The 18,931-nt window shown below is 38.6% G+C and carries 18 protein-coding genes, 1 tRNA gene and 1 pseudogene; 8 read left to right on the top strand and 12 right to left on the bottom strand.

Annotated features, from left to right (window positions below):
• Position 1: 1 nt before the first annotated feature.
• The 3 genes from grxB (at position 2) to HMPREF3020_RS01855 (ending at position 2,015) form a co-directional block, all read left to right on the top strand.
• Positions 2-649: a glutaredoxin 2 gene (gene grxB / locus HMPREF3020_RS01865; RefSeq protein WP_049366565.1), complete on the top strand. Its 648-nt coding sequence runs from the start codon at positions 2-4 to the stop codon at positions 647-649.
• A 129-nt stretch (positions 650-778) separates the two neighbouring features.
• Entirely contained in the window at positions 779-1,549 is a 771-nt protein-coding gene (locus tag HMPREF3020_RS01860; protein WP_014065357.1) for a threonine/serine exporter family protein, read from the top strand.
• A 4-nt stretch (positions 1,550-1,553) separates the two neighbouring features.
• The gene (locus HMPREF3020_RS01855; RefSeq protein WP_049365508.1) at positions 1,554-2,015 is read left to right on the top strand and encodes a threonine/serine exporter family protein; all 462 of its coding nucleotides are present in this window, start codon (positions 1,554-1,556) and stop codon (positions 2,013-2,015) included.
• Between the two features lie 50 nt (positions 2,016-2,065).
• On the opposite strand, the gene HMPREF3020_RS01850 is transcribed toward HMPREF3020_RS01855, so the two are convergent.
• Entirely contained in the window at positions 2,066-2,548 is a 483-nt protein-coding gene (locus HMPREF3020_RS01850) for a Dps family protein (RefSeq protein WP_049366566.1), read from the bottom strand.
• Positions 2,549-2,901: 353 nt separating this feature from the next.
• Here HMPREF3020_RS01850 and HMPREF3020_RS01845 point away from each other — a divergent pair, with 353 nt between their 5' ends.
• The 5 genes from HMPREF3020_RS01845 to cdd all read left to right on the top strand — a co-directional run bounded on the left by HMPREF3020_RS01845 (position 2,902) and on the right by cdd (position 9,582).
• A complete protein-coding gene (locus tag HMPREF3020_RS01845; protein ID WP_070775361.1) occupies positions 2,902-4,500 on the top strand; it encodes an ABC transporter substrate-binding protein in 1,599 nt (532 codons plus the stop codon).
• 292 nt (positions 4,501-4,792) lie between these two features.
• On the top strand, positions 4,793-5,746 hold the full coding sequence (locus HMPREF3020_RS01840; RefSeq protein WP_049366568.1) for an ABC transporter permease: 954 nt from the start codon (positions 4,793-4,795) through the stop codon (positions 5,744-5,746).
• A complete protein-coding gene (locus HMPREF3020_RS01835; protein ID WP_049366569.1) occupies positions 5,746-7,722 on the top strand; it encodes a dipeptide/oligopeptide/nickel ABC transporter permease/ATP-binding protein in 1,977 nt (658 codons plus the stop codon). The genes HMPREF3020_RS01840 and HMPREF3020_RS01835 overlap by 1 nt, the downstream gene beginning before the upstream one ends.
• Position 7,723: 1 nt before the next feature.
• The gene (locus HMPREF3020_RS01830) at positions 7,724-8,536 is read left to right on the top strand and encodes an ABC transporter ATP-binding protein (RefSeq protein ID WP_005696082.1); all 813 of its coding nucleotides are present in this window, start codon (positions 7,724-7,726) and stop codon (positions 8,534-8,536) included.
• Positions 8,537-8,706: 170 nt separating this feature from the next.
• The gene (cdd, locus tag HMPREF3020_RS01825; protein WP_049373450.1) at positions 8,707-9,582 is read left to right on the top strand and encodes a cytidine deaminase; all 876 of its coding nucleotides are present in this window, start codon (positions 8,707-8,709) and stop codon (positions 9,580-9,582) included.
• Positions 9,583-9,669: 87 nt separating this feature from the next.
• Here the strand turns inward: cdd and metE are convergent, their stop codons facing one another.
• The 11 genes and pseudogenes from metE to ftnA (HMPREF3020_RS01770) all read right to left on the bottom strand — a co-directional run bounded on the left by metE (position 9,670) and on the right by ftnA (HMPREF3020_RS01770) (position 18,468).
• Positions 9,670-11,943, bottom strand: a complete 2,274-nt coding sequence (metE, locus tag HMPREF3020_RS01820) for a 5-methyltetrahydropteroyltriglutamate--homocysteine S-methyltransferase (RefSeq protein WP_049373449.1) — start codon at positions 11,941-11,943, stop codon at positions 9,670-9,672.
• A 189-nt stretch (positions 11,944-12,132) separates the two neighbouring features.
• Positions 12,133-12,393, bottom strand: coding sequence for a SemiSWEET family transporter (locus HMPREF3020_RS01815; protein ID WP_049373448.1), 261 nt, complete (start codon positions 12,391-12,393; stop codon positions 12,133-12,135).
• Between the two features lie 251 nt (positions 12,394-12,644).
• A complete protein-coding gene (locus tag HMPREF3020_RS01810) occupies positions 12,645-12,854 on the bottom strand; it encodes a TOBE domain-containing protein (RefSeq protein ID WP_005696093.1) in 210 nt (69 codons plus the stop codon).
• A 69-nt stretch (positions 12,855-12,923) separates the two neighbouring features.
• Positions 12,924-13,958: an ABC transporter substrate-binding protein gene (locus tag HMPREF3020_RS01805; RefSeq protein WP_070775360.1), complete on the bottom strand. Its 1,035-nt coding sequence runs from the start codon at positions 13,956-13,958 to the stop codon at positions 12,924-12,926.
• Positions 13,959-13,979: 21 nt separating this feature from the next.
• Entirely contained in the window at positions 13,980-14,768 is a 789-nt protein-coding gene (locus tag HMPREF3020_RS01800; protein ID WP_070775359.1) for an ABC transporter ATP-binding protein, read from the bottom strand.
• A pseudogene (locus HMPREF3020_RS01795) lies at positions 14,768-15,755 on the bottom strand (FecCD family ABC transporter permease). The gene HMPREF3020_RS01800 and the pseudogene HMPREF3020_RS01795 overlap by 1 nt, the downstream one beginning before the upstream one ends.
• A gap of 107 nt (positions 15,756-15,862) precedes the next feature.
• A complete protein-coding gene (locus HMPREF3020_RS01790) occupies positions 15,863-16,192 on the bottom strand; it encodes a TusE/DsrC/DsvC family sulfur relay protein (RefSeq protein WP_070775358.1) in 330 nt (109 codons plus the stop codon).
• Between the two features lies 1 nt (position 16,193).
• Positions 16,194-17,123 (bottom strand): tRNA 2-thiocytidine(32) synthetase TtcA, encoded by a 930-nt coding sequence (gene ttcA / locus HMPREF3020_RS01785; RefSeq protein ID WP_070775357.1) that lies wholly within the window; start codon positions 17,121-17,123, stop codon positions 16,194-16,196.
• A 58-nt stretch (positions 17,124-17,181) separates the two neighbouring features.
• A tRNA-Leu gene (locus HMPREF3020_RS01780) sits at positions 17,182-17,267 on the bottom strand.
• Between the two features lie 194 nt (positions 17,268-17,461).
• On the bottom strand, positions 17,462-17,962 hold the full coding sequence (ftnA, locus tag HMPREF3020_RS01775) for a non-heme ferritin (protein ID WP_014065386.1): 501 nt from the start codon (positions 17,960-17,962) through the stop codon (positions 17,462-17,464).
• Positions 17,963-17,982: 20 nt separating this feature from the next.
• Positions 17,983-18,468, bottom strand: a complete 486-nt coding sequence (gene ftnA / locus HMPREF3020_RS01770; RefSeq protein WP_070592092.1) for a non-heme ferritin — start codon at positions 18,466-18,468, stop codon at positions 17,983-17,985.
• Between the last annotated feature and the right edge of the window lie 463 nt (positions 18,469-18,931).

The raw sequence follows: 18,931 nt of genomic DNA, 5'->3' as shown, positions 1-18,931 counted from the left end.
AATGAAATTATATGTTTACGATCATTGCCCGTTTTGTGTGCGAGCTCGCATGATTTTTGGTTTAAAAAATTTACCAGTAGAACTTGTAGTGCTGGCAAATGATGATGAAGCAACGCCAATTGGTTTAGTGGGTAAAAAGGTTGTGCCAATTCTTGTCAAAGAAGATGGTACTGCGATGCCGGAAAGTTTGGATATCGTGCATTATGTAGATGAGCATTTTGGTGAAAAAATCTTATCTGAACACGTTCGTCCTGAAATTGAAGCATGGTTAAAAGAAGTCGGCAGTTATTATGGCCATCTTACGACTGCACGCTTTACGCAAATTGGTTTAGCTGAATTTGAAACCCAAAGTGCGGTCGATTATTTCACTAAAAAGAAAACGGAATTTATTGGTGATTTTGCTGAAAATATTGCGAAGACCGAAACCTATCTCGCTCGCTTAAAAGGCGATTTAGAGAAATTGGCGGTATTAATTCAATCTGAAAATGCATTAAACGGAAAACTTTCTCTTGAAGATATTATCGTCTTCCCGGTATTACGAAATCTGACTTGTGTGAAAGGAATCGAATTCCCACCAGCGGTTTTAGCTTATATCACGAATATGGTTAAGTTAAGCGATGTGCCATTGTATTTTGATAAAGCTATTTAATCTCAGCTGATTAATAGGGTTTGGAAATACTGAAGTTTTGACTTGGATCATAGGTGCGGTCATTTTTTCAGTATTTTTTATTCATCGATCTATAATATCTAACGTTTACTTTAATAAGAGCACAGATATATGGATCAGGAATACCAACGAGCGGTTACCCGTATTTGTGTGGAAACCGCTTTGTTATTGTTACAGCATGGAGCAGAAAGTGCTGTCGTCGTACAAATGGCACAGCGATTAGGTGTAGCTTTAGGCATTGAAAGCGTAGAGTGTGCTTTAACGGCAAATGCCGTCTTGTTGACCACACTTTCTAAGCAACATTGTATTACCACCGTGCGGAAGAATGTCGATAAAGGCATTAATATGCAAATCGTTACGGATGTTCAGCACATTGTGGTTGCCGTAGAGCATCACTTGTATGATTTGTCCATGGCTCAAAAGAAACTGGATAAATTAAAACCACTAAAATATAACCGTTATTTGGTGGTGTTTATGATTGGTTTATCTTGTGCCTCTTTTGCTCACCTTTCTGGCGGAGATATCACAATTTGTGCAATCACCTTTATTGCCTCTGCCATTGCCATGTTTGTTCGACAAGAAATTTCTAAACGTCATTACAATCCACTCATCGTTTTTGCCATTACCGCTTTTGTTGCCTCACTGATTTCCGGTGTCAGTTTGAAATATAGTTTAGGCAATGATCCTCATATCGCATTAGCTTCTAGCGTTTTATTACTTGTCCCAGGATTCCCATTAATTAATTCACTTGCAGATATTTTAAAAGGGTATGTCAATATGGGAATAGGACGATGGACCATCGCTACGGTTCTCACTTTTGGTGCTTGTTTAGGTATTGTCTTTGCATTAGATCTTTTAAATATTGTTTCGTGGGTGGGGTAATAGGATGTTTTTACTGAATTTACTCGACGATATGCTTTTTGCCGCCATTCCAGCAGTAGGATTTGCTTTAGTATTTAATGTTCCGCCTAAAGCCTTAAAGTATTGTGCTATTTTAGGCGCGCTTGGGCATGTCACGAGAACTTTATTATTACACTTTGGAGTCCCGATTGTTTTTGCCACTTTTTTTGCCACTTGTGTGATTGGTTTTATTGGTGTGCATTTATCTCATCGCTATTTAGCCCATCCAAAAGTCTTTACCGTTGCGGCAATTATTCCAATGATTCCGGGGGTTCATGCTTATAAAGCGATGATTGCTATCGTACAAATTCATCATTATGGCTTTTCCGATACATTATTTGAGCAAATGATCAGCTCTTTTATCAATACCAGCTTTATTTTGGGAGCCCTTGTTTTGGGCTTAGCTTTACCAGGGCTATTGTTCTATCGACAAAAACCGGTCGTGTAGATAATAAAAAAGCCGACATCAGTCGGCTTTCGCATTTAATCTATATTTAATTAAGCATGGCAAGTTTGGCAAGCGGCTTGGAACATCCAAATAAGTTTTTCTTGTTCTTTGATGTAGTCGCTCATTTGAGAAGCGGTACCTTCATCATCAGATTCACCTGCTAATTCAAGAATTTCGCGTTGTTGTTCAAGTAATACTTTTAATCCATCTAATGTACCTTTTAAGCAAGAGTGTGCATCAGATACACCTAACTCTTCTTTAATACGTGAGTCTTTGAAATATTGTGAATAGCCGTTATGTGGTGTGTAACCTAAAGTTAAGATACGTTCTGCGATTTCATCAACTTTTTCTACTAAATCTGTGTAGATTTCTTCAAATTTTGCGTGTAATTCAAAAAAGTTTACGCCTTTGATGTTCCAGTGGTAACCACGCACGTTAGTATAGAAGACTTGATAGGTTGCTAATAATTCGTTTAATTTTGCTGCTAATTTTTCAGATGCTTTTTTATCTAAACCGATTGATGTTTTTGACATAGTATTTTCCTCTTTATTGTTGATTAAAATGTTGTTCCCTTGCTTGGGAAGTGCGGTCATTATAAGCATCGTTTTTTCTGATGGCTATTTCATATTATCTAACGATTTAATAGTTAAAATCTATTCATAATAAATTATACATAGTTAAAATCTTTTATCTCAAGTTGCAAAAAACTCTGTGAAGTAGATCACACATTCAATATTTCCCCTTTGACAGAATGAATCGAAGATGATTATGATTGATACAAATCATTTTATTCTAAGATTTGATTGCTTTACTTCATTTTCGAATGAAATGTTTGGCTAGGTTTAAAAAACCAAAATATGATTTTATTACTCATCAGGAGTTTAGTATGACAAAGCATTTTTCCTTTGAAACAAATGAATCTCGTCGTCATTTTATGAAGCTTATGGCTGGCGTGGGGGCAGGTATTGCATTTAGTGGCACATTAGGCACATTTGCACCAAAAGCCTTTGCTGCAGATATTAAAGGTAAAACCATTGAAGCGGGGATTGCTTATCCACTTTCTACCGGTTTTGACCCAATGACATCAAGCGGTGCTTCACCTTATGCCGCAAACTTGCATATTTTTGAAGGTTTGGTGGATTTGCATCCTGCAACTCGTGAACCTTATCTTGCTTTAGCAGGAAAAGAGCCTGAGCAAGTTGATGAAACAACATGGCGTATTACTTTACGTGAAGGCGCAACTTTCCATGATGGCGCACCGGTCACGACTGAAGACGTTGTGTATTCTTTCAATCGTATTATGGATCCAGCCAATAAATCTTTATTCGTGATGTTTATTGATTTCATTGAAAGTGTGAAAGCTGTGGATGATAAAGTGGTGGAATTCAAATTGAAATATCCATTTGCTTTATTCGCTAACCGCTTAACTTGTGTGAAAATTGTACCGAAACATGTGATCGATAAAGTGGGACAATCTGCATTTGATGCACACCCAATTGGTTCTGGTCCATTCAAATTTGTTTCAGCAGTGAAAGATGACAAAATCGTCTTTGAAGCTTATGAACCTTACAATGGTAAATATCCAGCACAAGTTGAAAAAATGTCTTGGTTATTACTTTCTGATGCCGCAGCTCGTGTAACTGCACAAGAGTCTAAACGTACTCAAGCAATGGAAAGTGTGCCTTATTTAGACATTAGCCGTTTGAAAAATAAAAAACAACAAGTGCAATCCGTTCAATCTTTCGGCTTGCTATTCTTAATGTTTAACTGTGAGAAAGCTCCGTTTAACAATCCAAAAGTACGTCAAGCGTTGCACTATGGTTTAAACACAGACAAACTTGTTGATATTGTATTTGATGGTAATGCGGAAGCTGCAACATCATACTTACAAACCACTCACCCAGATTATATTAAGGCATCAACTCAATATCCTTATGATCCGGAAAAAGCAGCAGCATTATTAAAAGAAGCTGGTGTGACTGAGCTTAAATTTGAATTGCTCGCAACCGACCACGACTGGGTGAAAGAATCTGCACCGTTAATTTTAGAATCTTGGAACAAGATTCCAGGTGTGAAAGTGACTTTACAACACTTACAATCAGGTGCGTTATACAGTAACAACGTAGACCCAGGTGTGTATGAAGTGGCAATCGCGCCGGGTGACCCATCCGTGTTTGGTAATGACTTAGACTTGCTTTTAAGCTGGTGGTATCGTGGTGATGTATGGCCGAAACGTCGTTTCCGCTGGAGCAATACCCCTGAATTTGCGAAAGTGACTGAATTGCTCAATGCTGCAGTGAGAGCAAAAGATCACGCTGAAGCGAAAAAATCATGGGAAGAAGCGATTAACATTATTGCGGCTGAAGTACCACTTTATCCGATTGTTCATCGTAAACTTCCTTCCGCATGGGATGATAGTAGTCTTGAAGGCTATCAACCATTGGCGACAACCGGTTTATCTTTCCTCGGTGTGGGCCGCAAATAAAAGTACTTTTTAAATGTTTGGGCTGTTGAGCAATCAACAGCCTTTTTTCTTTCTTTTTAACACCAAAGTGCGGTCATTTTTTCCTCTGTTTTTCAATCATTTCTGCTCTCTATTTTATTTCAAAAAAATCTTTGTGAAGCCGATCACAGATTTGAACTTTGCCCTAGTTACTTGGATTGACAGGGTATAGAGCTGACATTATGATTTGTATAAATCATTTTGTTTTTTAATTTGATTATTTCACTTCATTTTTAATTTAATGAATTTCTCAAAATAGAATAGGAGAGGTCAGATGGAAATGATACTTCGATTATTGTTACGCCGGTTGATGGCTTTGCCAGTCATGATACTGGGTGTAACAGCACTCGTCTTTGTAGTGCTTCAATTCACGCCAGGTGATCCTGCTACAGTGGCATTAGGCGAAAGTGCTAGTGAAGCGGCAAAACAACTTTACCGCGAATCACATGGCTTAAATGATCCACTCTTTGTTCAATATTTTCGTTTCTTAGGCAACTTACTTGTGTTGGATTTTGGTGTAACGATGCCACCAGAATTACCCATCAGTAGCATGCTAGCGAAATCTTTCCCAATCACTTTACAGCTTACCCTAATTGGTGTGGTGTTTGCGGCAGTCGTGTCTTTCTCATTAGGTGTACTAGCCGCGCTTTATCGTGATAGCTGGGTAGACCAAGTGATTCGTTTAATCTCTGTTGCTGCGGTTGCAACCCCCTCATTCTGGTTAGGTATCTTACTTATTCAATGGTTCTCTTTGGAATTAGATTGGTTGCCTTCTGGTGGTTTTGTACCATTCAGCGAAAGCCCAATAGGGTATATCAATTCCATGATTTTGCCATCTCTTGCGCTTGCCGTGCCAGTATGTGCGTCATTAATTCGTGTGGTGCGTACAACCATGGTTGAAGAAATGGATAAAGACTATGTGAGAACGGCGATTGGTAATGGTGTACCTTATGCAACTGTTATTCGTCACAACGTATTACGTAATGCCTTAATCACGCCAGTCACTGTATTAGGTTTACGTGTAGGTTACTTACTTGGTGGTGCGGTAGTTATCGAACAAATCTTTGACTTACCAGGTATGGGTAAATTGATCTTTAACGGTATCGTCAATCACGACTTACACTTAGTACAAGGTGTGGTTCTGACAATCGCCTTTACCTTCGTTTTAGTGAATATTATCGTTGATATTCTCTATGTATTGATTAACCCTAAAATTCGGAGTCTATAATGTTTCGTCAAGGTTTAGCAGATCGATTAGCTGCAAGCGGTGCGAGATTCCGAGCACTTTCCACCGCATCAAAAATTTCATTATTATTCTTAGTTTTCGTTGCTTTAGTGGCGGTGTTTGCCCCTTGGGTGGCAACACATGATCCATTAGAAGTGATCGCACGTATGCGTGCTCCAAGTGCGGAATATTGGTTTGGGACTGATCGACTTGGTCGTGATATTTTCTCTCGTATTGTTTACGGTGCCCAAACGTCCTTATTTATCGGTTTAGGTGCGGTAGCTTGTGCCATTATTTTCGGTAGTGTTTTAGGTGCAACTGCAGCCACATCCGAGAAATGGGGCAATGAAATTATCATGCGCTTAATGGATATTTTAATGGCGTTCCCAGGTATCGCATTAGCGGCTGTGTTATTAGCAACCTTTGGTAACTCTGTGCCGGTTATTATTATCACCATTGCCGTGGTTTATACTCCGCAACTTGCTCGTGTAGTTCGTGCGAATGTGGTATCACAATGGGATGAAGACTATGTGCGTGCTGAACGTGTTATTGGTGGTAGCCGTACTTATATTCTTCTCAAACACGTTGTGCGCAATACTGCCGCACCAGTTTTAGTATTCGCAACTGTAATGGTGGCAGATGCCATTGTATTCGAAGCCTCGCTTTCTTTCTTAGGCGCAGGTGTACAACCACCACATCCTTCATGGGGTAACATTCTTTCTGAAGGGCGTAACATCGTATTAAACGGTGCATGGTGGGCAACAACCTTTGCCGGTGTGATGATTCTTTTAACTGTATTAGCCTTAAATATTTTGGCGGAAGGTCTTACTGATGCCTTGGTTAACCCTCGTTTGAAAGGCGGTAAAAAACCAGAAGGCAAATCAGATGAACGTCTCTCTACCGACGTACAAGAAGCACTTTCTGAAGGCCTTGCATTAAAACGTTACTTACTCAAATTACATGAAAAAGAAATCACGCGTACAAATCGTATGCAATTAGATCCTAATGCAAAACCGATTTTACAAGTGAAAAACTTATCTATTCGTTTCCCAAATCGTTATGGTGACATTCCATTGGTCGATAATATCAGCTTCACCGTAAATGAAGGGGAAACCATGGGGTTAGTAGGTGAGTCTGGTTGTGGTAAATCTATTACGGCATTCTCTATCATGGGCTTGTTACCAAAAACAGCCAAAATCACTGGGGAAGTGCTTTTCACCGACCGCAGTGGTAAACAACACAGCTTACTTAATTCTAACAATTTAAGTGAATTGCGTGGTTCTGAAATTGCGATGATTTACCAAGACTCTTTAAGTGCATTAAACCCTTCAATGCGTATCAAAGATCAAATGGCACAGCTCATTAAACGTGGCAGTCACCATACCGCAGAAAAATTGTTAGAATGGGTACACCTTGATCCTGAAAAAGTATTGAACCGTTATCCGCATGAACTTTCTGGTGGTCAACGTCAACGTGTGGTGATTGCAATGGCATTAACTCGTGAGCCGAAATTATTAATCGCCGATGAACCAACAACCGCATTAGACGTAACAGTTCAAGCAGAAGTGGTGAAATTATTGAATGAACTACGTGAAAAGCTTGGGTTTGCGATGGTGTTTGTCAGCCACGATTTAGCATTGGTTGCACAGTTAGCTCACCACATTACGGTAATGTATGCAGGACAAGTGGTTGAAATGGCACCAACATCCTTATTGCTTGCTAATCCAACTCATGAATATACCCGTGGCTTATTGGGCTCTGTACTTTCAACTGAAGTCCGTGCGAAACGTTTATATCAAATTCCGGGCAGCGTACCATCACCTTACGATTTTGCTGTGGGTGACCGTTTCGCAAGTCGTTCATTACGACCAGATGCAAATCCGGACCAAAAATTGATATTAACCGCCGTGGAAGGCGAGCCGTCTCACTTGTGGGCTTCTCATCTAGCTAAGCCTGTAACGGAAGTGAAAGGAGCATAATATGAGCAGTAGTATTAAAGTCATTAAAGAACAAAACATCATCGATTTAGAAAATATCGTGGTGCAATTTCCTTCTCGCGACGGTTCATTGTTTGGTCGTAAAAAATTCACTGCGGTGAACAATGTGAGTCTTGGTATTAAAGCAGGGGAAACCATTGGGTTAGTTGGGGAGTCTGGCTGTGGGAAATCTACCTTAGCCAACGTGATTATTGGACTGCTTAAACCGACATCAGGTTTAGTGAAATTCAACGGTTTACAAATGCAATATGGCAGCTCAGAAGCGAGAAAACAATTCGGTCGCCAAGTGTCGGTCATTTTCCAAGACCCTGCAACCGCACTGAATCCTCGTATGAAAGTGTTGGATATTTTGCGTGACCCAATGGATATTCACAATGTGTTACAACCACACGAACGGGAAAAACGTGTATATGACTTACTTTCTCGCGTCGGTTTACCTCGTTCTGCGGCACAAGTTGAGCCAACTCGTTTATCGGGCGGGCAAAAACAACGTGTGGCGATTGCACGTGCTTTAGCGCTGAATCCAAAACTGATTGTTGCGGATGAACCGACTTCTGCATTAGACGTATCTGTTCGTGCTCAAGTGCTAAACTTATTGGCGGATTTGAAAAAAGAACTCAATCTTGCCATGGTGTTTATCTCTCACGATATCCAAACCGTACGCCAAGTATCTGATCGCATTGTCGTGATGTACGGCGGTCAAATTTTGGAAACAGGTAGCACTGAAGATATTTTCAACCACCCAACAGTGGATTACACCCGAAAATTACTTGGTGTTGCACCATCGTTGTTATAAAACAAGTGAATAAAACATCTTAATTTATGACCGCACTGTAAAAGTGCGGTTATTTTTTTGTTTATTTTTAATGTTGATAAATGATTGGAAACATATTCCGAAATGCTTTTAGCGTTTAGGTTTTTTCTCAAATAGCGTAGAATGGGCATATAAAAATAAGGAGATTTAATATGCAACAAAAAATTCAACAAGCATTAGCCGATTCACCACTTTCAAATGCAATTCTTTCTGCATTAGAAGAACAAGAATGGAAAGGTTTTTTACCAGCTGAAAAAGTGCGGTCAATTTGTGATGAATTTAAGCTTACGCCTGTTCAATTAGGTTTGACGCTTTTGCCCGTAGCGGCTTGTTATAGCCATACACCCATTTCAGAATTTCATGTTGGAGCGATTGCGATTGGTGAAAGTGGTGATTTTTACTTTGGTGCGAACCAAGAATTTCAGGGTAGTAGCATGGCTCAAACCATCCATGCTGAACAAAGTGCGATTAGCCATGCATGGTTACGCAATGAACCTCGCATCACGGATATCGTGGTGAATTACACGCCTTGTGGTCACTGTCGTCAATTTATGAATGAGCTTTATCAAGCGAAAGATTTGAAAATCCATTTGCCACATAGCCAAAATAATCCACTTCCCCAATATTTACCCGATAGCTTTGGCCCAAAAGATTTAGGGGTTGATTTGCTTCTATTAAACAAAGAAGAACAAGGTTTTACATTAACAACAGAAGATGAAGTGGCAAATAAAGCCATTTTAGGGGCAAACCGAGCTCATTCACCTTATTCTAAAAGCCCTCATGGTGTAGGCATTTTATTTAAAAATGGAGAAATGATTTGTGGTCGATATGCAGAAAATGCGGCATTTAACCCAAGCCTACCGGCTATGCAAACCGCCATTAATTTTGCTTATTTAAATCAATTAGATGTATCAAAAATTGAGCGTGTAGTATTTGCAGAGAAACCGTTGCGTCTAAGTCATCGCAAGATGGCAGAGCAGTTATTGAAGAGCCTCTGCAAGGTGAAAATGGAATATATTAGCCTGTAAGTGAGGTTAAAAATGAATGTGTTTTTGAAGTAAAAGAAAAAGGCGAACAGAGATAATCTCTCATGTTCGCCTTTCTTTTTACTGATTTTATGCTAATTCAGCACGTAATTTTTTCGTGACATCAACCATCACTTTTAATGCTGCAATCGTTTCTGGCCAACCGCGTGTTTTCAAACCACAGTCTGGGTTTACCCATAAACGTTCTTTCGGCACCACTTGTAATGCTTTACGAAGAAGATGTTCAATTTCTTCTGCTGCAGGCACGCGTGGACTGTGAATATCATATACACCTGGGCCAATATCATTCGGGTATTTGAAATCACCAAATGCGGTGAGTAATTCCATGTCAGAACGCGAGGTTTCGATAGTAATGACATCGGCATCTAAGGCGGCAATAGCCGGTAGAATATCGTTAAATTCGGAATAACACATGTGTGTATGAATTTGAGTATCATCTTGGCAACCCATTGAGCTCAAACGGAAGGCTTCGCCTGCCCATTTTAAATAAGCATCCCAATCTGCACGTTTTAACGGTAAACCTTCACGAATAGCTGGCTCATCAATTTGAATCACTTTGATGCCTGCCTTTTCTAAATCTAATACTTCATCAGAAAGCGCTACCGCAATTTGTTTACAGACCGTTTCACGAGAAATATCGTTACGCACGAAAGACCATTGTAAGATCGTCACCGGACCAGTCAGCATGCCTTTAATCACTTTATTGGTAAGGCTTTGGGCATATTGCGACCAACGTACCGTCATTGGTTCTGGACGAGTAACATCACCGTAAATCACAGGTGGTTTCACACAACGTGAACCATAACTTTGTACCCAACCAAATTTGGTGAAAGCAAAACCATCAAGTAGTTCGCCGAAGTATTCCACCATGTCATTACGTTCAGCTTCGCCGTGTACCAATACATCTAAGTCTAATTTTTCTTGCTCACGTACAACAAATTCAATTTCTTTTTTCATTGCAGCTTCGTAATCAGCTAGGCTGAGTTCGCCTTTTTTGAAGGCGGCACGGGCATGACGAATAGCGGTCGTTTGTGGGAAAGAACCAATATTTGTGGTTGGTAGAAGTGGTAAATTTAACCACGCATTTTGTAATTTAATGCGTTCCGCAAATGGCGATTTACGTTGGTCAGCATTTTTTGGTAGATTTGCTAATCGTTCTGCGACACAAGTGCGGTGAATTTCACGCGAGTTTTTGCGTGCATCCGCAGCAGCTTGAGAAGCTGCTAATTCAGCTTGAACCGCTTCACGGCCTTGCTCTAGCGCAGTCTTAATAATGCGTAATTCTTGAATTTTTTGTAACGTGAAAGCCAACCATTGATAAAGCTCAGGCTTATTGGCTTGTAGCTGTGTTTCGACTTCTAAATCATAAGGTGTATGAAGGAGAGAGCAGCTTGGCGCAATCCATAAACGATCGCCTAATTTCGCTTTTAATGGCTCAACCACATCTAACACTTGATTTAAGTTTGCACGCCAAATATTACGACCATCAATGATGCCCACAGATAAGATTTTGTCATAATCCGCAAAGGCAGAAAGTTGTTCAGGTGCACGTACTAAATCAATATGTAAACCTGCAACAGGTAAGGCTTTTAACAAATCAGCATGTTCTGCCACAGAACCAAAATAAGTCGCAAGCAATAATTTCGCTTTCACTTGTTCAGCAAAAGTGGCGTAAACCGTTTTATAAGCGGCAATCCACTCTGCCGGTAAATCTAAGGTGAGAGCGGGTTCATCAATTTGAATGTATTCCACACCTTCTGCAGCTAACGCATTTAAAATTTCAACATAAACTGGCACGAGTTTTGCTAATAAATCAAAGCGATTAAATGCAGCGCCTTTTTCTTTACCTAACCAAAGGAAGGTGAGTGGACCAACGATTGTTGGTTTAACTTGATACCCAAGCGCTTTAGCTTCGCGGATTTGTGTCACATAATGTGCGGGATTGGCTTTAAATTGTGCCTCTTTATGGAATTCTGGTACAAGATAATGGTAGTTGGTATCGAACCATTTTGTCATTTCAATCGCAAATTGTGTTTTATTCCCACGAGCCAACTGGAAATATTGATCGAGCGTTAAGTTTTGACTATAGAAACCAAAGCGAGCTGGAATCGCACCTGTTGCCACTTGTAAATCTAAAATATGATCGTAAAGTGTGAAATCAGCCACCGCGACAAAATCAGCATTTGCCTTGGCTTGGTGTTGCCAGTTTAGTTCACGTAATCTTTTGGCGATATCTAATAAATCCGCTTCTGCAATTTCGCCACGCCAATAACGCTCTTGAGCAAATTTAAGTTCACGTTTTGCGCCTACGCGCGGAAATCCTGCTAAATGAAATGTTGTCATAATGAATCCTTCTATTGTTTTTATTTGGTTTAGACGTCTAAACGTCTGTTCATATATAGAATGCAATAGAATTTATAATTAGACAATATCATAATTTTCAGGTTTTAAATGAATTAAATTAATAAATAAAAAGGCCGCACTTTAAGATTTTTAAAAAGTGCGGTCTTTTTTATATGAGATTTTATAGTGTTATAAGGCGGTAACGAAAGTAATCAAACCAAGTATGACACCAGGCGCATTTGCTAATGAAATAGGCAGATCGCGTTTTTCTTTTAGTAAGCCGTAAGCCACCCATAAACTACAGTTGATAGTCGTGGCAAAAGGTTGTAGCCAGCCACCTTTTTGACCTGATAGATTTAGACCGATTTGTTGTAAATAAGAGACATACATGCAAACAGAAGTAAATGTTGCGACATAGCCTAAAATAGTAATAAAACGTTGATTTGTCATTTGCTCTCCTAAGTTTAACAGAATAATCCGAAACTAGATTATTAACTAAAAATTGATAATATGTGAAAATTATATAATATAATTAATTAAAAGTCAATAAATAACAAGATGTAGCAAAGATTGTTTCATTTTGGTTAAGGATAAAATGCATTTTATTAGAAGGGGAATAAAGAGATTAGAGAGAAAAAAGACAAAAAAATAACCGCACTTTAAAGCGCGGTTATATAGAATTCTGAACAGTTCAGTTGAGATTATTCAACACCAACCATTACAGAAGTTGCTTTGATAATCGCATATGCTTCTTTACCAACAGCTAAACCTAATTCTTTTACTGCATCGATAGAGATGGTAGAAGAAATGATGTTACCGTTACCGATATCAATGTGTACGATTGCGTTCACAGAACCAGTTTCGATTGATTTTACAGTACCTTTAAGTTGGTTTCTTGCACTAATTTTCATTTAGCATTTCCTTATGTTTAAGTTAAAAAAGAGTGGGTATTATATAGATAAATATATAAATTGAAAATACTACTTAATAGGTGATAACCCTTTTAAGATTTGCTCAGCATTTTCTTTGCTTAACGCATAACCATAATATTTTTTATAGAAAGCTTGTGTTTTTTCCACCATATTCAAATCTTTAAATTGTTCAGGATGGAAGAGCTGAGCCGCCCAAAGAATTTGTAAAGCTTCTTCTGCACTGTAGCGATCCCATGGGAATGTGCCGGTTGGATTAGCATAAATACGATTATTTTTGACCGCACTTATTGATTGCCATGCTGGGTCAGCTTTGATTTTTTCGATTGCTGCTTGCGCTTTATTACCGCTGCTGCCGATAATAATGACATCTGGATTCGCTTGAATAATGCTTTCTACGGTGACGGTCACCATATTGGCTTCATCGGGTAACACGCTTTTACCGCCTGCTAATTTAATCCATTCGCCGATCATGGATTTTCCACCATCAATCATCAACAAATCAGAGCCTTTAGTGATATGTAACACCGTTGGGCGTTGTTCATCTTTTAAGCCTTTAAGACGACTTTCTACAAATTGAATATTGCCTTCTAATTCTTTGATATAGTTTTCTGCGATTTCAGGGGCTTTATCACCTAAAACTTCAGCGGTAATGCGTACGGTTTTCTTCAAACCATCAAAATCTTGGAAGCTTACACGCACGCCTTTCAAGCCTGCTTGCTCCACTTCAGTTAACATGGATTTTTTCGAGAGCAATACCGCATCTGGTTTATGACTTAACAGTTCTTCCGTTTGAATGGTTTCACCGTTGGTTAATACCGGTACATTTTTGATATTTGGATATACTGCGCTATACCAAGGGTTTGCGGCGATGGTCGTAGTGGTACCGACTAATTTATTCGCACCACCTAGTAACAAAACAATTTGGTTATTCGCATGCCAAAGATCCGCAACGCGTTGAACGTTGTCTGGCAGTTCAATTTTATTTCCTTCAACATCCGTGATAACTTTCGCTTGTAGCGGTAGGGCAAAACAGGCTGCAAGAGAAAGGGCAATCAAGCCTTTTTTTAGAGAATGTTTCAACATATGAATTTCCTTCTAGTGGGTTTATAAATGGGTAATTGCACAAATTTGACGTTGTAACGCAGGTACATCAACTAAGCGCAAATCCGTTTGATAAAGTGCTTTTAAGTTGGCTTCGGTAATGATTTCCGGTGTCAAACCTGTTTGTAACTTGCCATGCTCGTTTAAGATGCTTACTCGGCTGTGAGGCAGTGCGCTATGTAACAACATGGGATGATCGGGATTATGTGTTGTCATGATAATGGTAAAGCCTTGTAGTGAGAGCTCTTTTATTAGGCTTAAGGTTTTAAACACATTACCGTAATCTAATGCCGAAGTGGGTTCATCAAACAAAATCAGTTGAGGCTGTTGCACCAAAATACGCGCAAGATTGACCAACTGCTTTTCGCCGCCACTCATTTGCATATAAATTCGGTCAGCAAAATGGCTAATGCCGAGTTTCTTTAAGGCTTCGTCAACTAATGCAAAATCAGCTTCACCTGGCTTATCAAAAACACCAAGATGTGAAGCCCGTCCTAATACCACATAATCACGCACGCGATATTGATAGGTTTGTGGGCTGTGTTGCGAGACATAAGCAATTTTCTGAGCAATTTGCTTACTGCTCATTTCGCTTAATTTGCAATTATCCAGCAAAATCTGACCGCTCTTTGGTTTCAAAAGCCCCGCGATACAGTTTAATAACGTTGATTTACCACGACCATTTGCACCAAGAATAGTCAGCAATTCGCCTTTTTGTAAGGTTAGATCAATACCATTGAGTAGCGAATGTTCAACATTATGCCAATAATAAAGATTGTCAATTTTCAGCATTAGTCCACTACCTTTTGTTTAATCATAACCCAAGCAAAGAATGGCGCACCAATAAAGCCGGTGAGAATGCCGAGTGGAATTTCTTGAATGTATAAATTACGGGCGAGGGTATCGATAACGAGCAAGAAAATCGCGCCGATAAGTCCGGCTAGCGGTAAACTTTTAACATTGTTATCACCAATGAAAAGACGCGCTAAATGCGGAATCACTAAACCTAGCCAACCAATTGTTCCCGCTTAAGCAAACCGATGAAGCCGTCAGCAATGTGGCACAAACCACCATTAAACCTCGTTCTAATCGGATATTGGCTCCGATTAATTTTGCCTCACGATCACCTAATGAAAGCACATTAATACGCCAACGCATTAAAAATAAGCCAAGGGTAGTGAGCAAAATGATAGGAGAAAGGATAAGCAAGTTGTCGTAGTTAGATTTGGTTAGGCTACCTAATTGCCAATAAACAATGTCAGCCAACTGGGTTTCGGGATCAGCAAGGTATTTCAAGAGGCCTAATGTCGCCATCATAAAGCCTGAAACAATAATGCCAGAAAGCACTAAAACAATGGTGGAGTCTCGCTGAATTAAACGTGGTAAATTCATGGTGAGCAAGACGGCAATCAAACCACCGACAAAGGCAAAGGCTTGAATGCCCAGCATCCCCGAACCGATTAAAATCGCCAATGCAGCACCGACACAAGCACCATTAGACACGCCTAAAATATCAGGTGAAACCAAAGGATTGCGGAAAATACCTTGATACACCACACCCGCAATAGCTAATGAAGCACCGACAAGTATGGCTGCAATCACACGAGGTAAACGAAGATTAAAAATAATGTTGTTTTGCACATCATTGACATTATTACCAATAAGACTTTGTACGACATTCTCAAGCGGAATCGCAAAACGCCCCCAAGAGAGTGAACATAAAATGAGTCCAATAAGTAGGCAAAGTAAAAGGGGAAAGGTAAGAGAGGATTTCTTCATATACTTAAAATTCGTTGTTTTTATAAGTATATAGCGATTGTATTTTTTTGTATATAGCGAAAATTGAGTAAAAAAATAACCGCACTTTATCGCGCGGTTATATTATTCTATAAGCATTTAGCCGGTTTTGGCAGACCAGCCAGTTTAGTTGCTTGTTTAGCTGGTCCATCAGGGAAGAGTCGTTGTAAATAGCGGCTATTACCTTTATCTTCACCTAACTTTTCTGACATTGCTTTTACTAGCATCCGAATCGCAGGGGAAGTGTTATATTCTTGATAGAAATCACGCACAAAATAAATCACTTCCCAGTGAGCGTCGGTCAATTCTACACCTTCTAGCTGAGCGATGTATTTTGCCACCTCTTCATTCCAATCAGCAATATTAAGTAAATAGCCAGAGGTGTCAGTTTCAATTTGTTTTCCTTGCACAGTAATCATATTAATTCACTTCTTTAAAGCTGATCATTTCATTATCGGAATAATCTGACGCATCTTCATCATCAAATGTCATTGGCTCGATACGCTCTTCATCAAATGCGGTGTCCCCTTCAATGCCATCAAGTGATTGACCATGTTTAATGCCTTTGAAATCGAAGAGTTTTGGGTCACATAGATGTGACAACGTAATGTTTTGCATTGCACTGAACATGGTTTCTAAGCGTCCAGGATATTGACGGTCCCAAATATTCAACATTTCTTTCACCACTTGACGTTGCAAATTAGGTTGAGAACCACATAAATTACAAGGGATAATTGGAAATTCTTTCGCTACGGCATATTTTTCAATATCTTTTTCTTTACAATAAGCCAATGGACGAATCACGATTTGCTTGCCATCATCTGAAATTAATTTCGGTGGCATCGATTTTAATTTTCCACCGTAGAACATATTCAGAAACAGGGTAGCCAGCATATCATCACGATGGTGTCCAAGTGCAATTTTTGTTGCGCCAAGTTCAGTTGCTGTACGGTATAAAATACCACGGCGTAGGCGAGAGCAGAGAGAGCACGTTGTTTTGCCTTCTGGAATTTTCTCTTTTACGATGCCATAAGTATTTTCTTCAACGATTTTATAATCCACACCAATACTTTGCAGATATTCAGGTAAAACATGCTCCGGAAAACCAGGTTGTTTTTGGTCTAAATTGACGGCTACAATATCAAATTTAATCGGTGCGCTTTGTTGTAAATTCAACAAAATATCAAGAAGTGTATAGCTGTCTTTACCACCAGAAAGACAAACCATTACTTTATCACCATCTTCAATCATGCCAAAATCAGCAATTGCATTGCCTACATTACGGCGAAGGCGTTTTTGCAATTTATTGAAATTATAAGTCTGTTTTTTATCTTGGTTTTGTTCTGTCATATTGATTTACTTTAGCTAATAAAAAAGCCCTGAATAACTTCAGAGCTTATAAATTCTGTGGTGCCTAGGGTCGGACTCGAACCGACACGGTTATTCACCGGCGGATTTTGAATCCGCTGCGTCTACCAATTTCGCCACCCAGGCATTTGGGTTGTTCTGAATTATACGTTTATCTTACTTCGTTGCAAGTAAAATTTCATTAAAAACGTGTAGTTGTTTTAAATTTCATCAACTTGCATTCAAAGATAAAAGGGAAGTTTAAAATATTTTGATACGCTGTCACAATTTATGAGTAAAATAAAAGCTTAGTATTTCTACTAAGCTTTATGATTATCTAATTAAGCGGTTTGACCAGCAAGGTTTCCTAAATCTTTATCGATTAAGAATAAGCCTTTGCCATCTTCGCCAAGAAGATTTAATTTGTCTAAAATACCGCTGAATAATTTCTCTTCTTCGTGTTGTTCTGCAACATACCATTGTAAGAAATTGAATGCAGAGTAGTCTTTTTCTTCAAAAGTTTTACCCACTAATTCATTGATTTTACTTGTGATTAATTTCTCGTGTTTGTAAGTTAATTCAATGATTTCTTTTAATGATTTGTACTCATGCGCTGGTGCTTCAATTGCAGTGATTACCGCTAATGCACCAGTTTCATTTAAATAAGTGAATAATTTACGCATGTGTTGCATTTCTTCTGCAGCGTGTTCTGATAAGAATTTAGCTGCACCTTCAAAACCATTTTGTTCGCACCATGCACTCATCTGTAAGTAAAGGTTTGAAGAGTAGAACTCAAGGTTCATTTGATCATTTAATAATTTGATTACGTTTGCTGATAACATTTTGTATTCTCCTTCTAAAATTATAATGTTGCTAAATCACGATCGATAAAGTAAAGCGAATGACCGTCTTCACCCACCAAGTTAAATTTATCAATAATGCTATTGAATAATTTTTCTTCTTCGTGTTGTTCTGCAACGTACCATTGTAAGAAGTTAAAAGTAGAATAGTCTTTGTTTGCAAAAGTCACTTCAACTAATTCATTAATTTTAGAAGTAACGAGTTTTTCATGTTCAAGTGTGGTTTCAAATACTTCTTTAAGTGATTTGTAGTCATTCTTAGGCGCATCAATTTTACCTAAAAGTGGCATACCACTTGTTTCACTCACATATTTGAATAATTTTTGCATGTGTTCTAATTCTTCATCAGCATGACGAAGTAAAAATGCTGCAGCACCTTCATAACCGTGTTTGCTACACCAAGAACTCATTTGTAAATAAACATTAGAAGAGTAGAACTCTAAATTGATTTGTTCATTTAACTTATCTGCGATTGCTTTATTAAGCATAACTAACTCCTTTCCTTATTAAGTAGAGATTAAAAATAAAAACAAGACTGCTTAACTTGTCATCGGTGTGCATTCTAATCTCGCAAATGAGAATGGTCAAGTGTTTTTTTAAAATTATTTTTATAAGTCACTAATAATAAAAGAAAAAACAATGTTAATTATTCTCATTTATGTGACATGTGTAAAATAAATTCTCATTATCAGATCAAGAATGATGAAATCTGCTGAATTGATGTATGCAATTGTATTCAGAATTCACGTAGCGTTATCTCAAAATTTCATTCTAATTTAATTATTCCATCACAAAGACATCCATTTATTTCTTCTTATCCATAAACCAAAACTCACCTTATTTTAAGTAGTGCATGAAATAGGATAGTCACCCATATTGATTTGTGACATAATTTATATATTTAATTTAACATAATATACATTATGCGAAATCAATTACAAGGTTAGTGAA

It is taken from the genome of Haemophilus sp. HMSC068C11, from assembly GCF_001815355.1.
Lineage (GTDB): Bacteria > Pseudomonadota > Gammaproteobacteria > Enterobacterales > Pasteurellaceae > Haemophilus_D.
The sequence above is the reverse complement of the archived record's forward strand: the minus strand, read 5'-3'. Positions and strand labels throughout refer to the sequence as shown.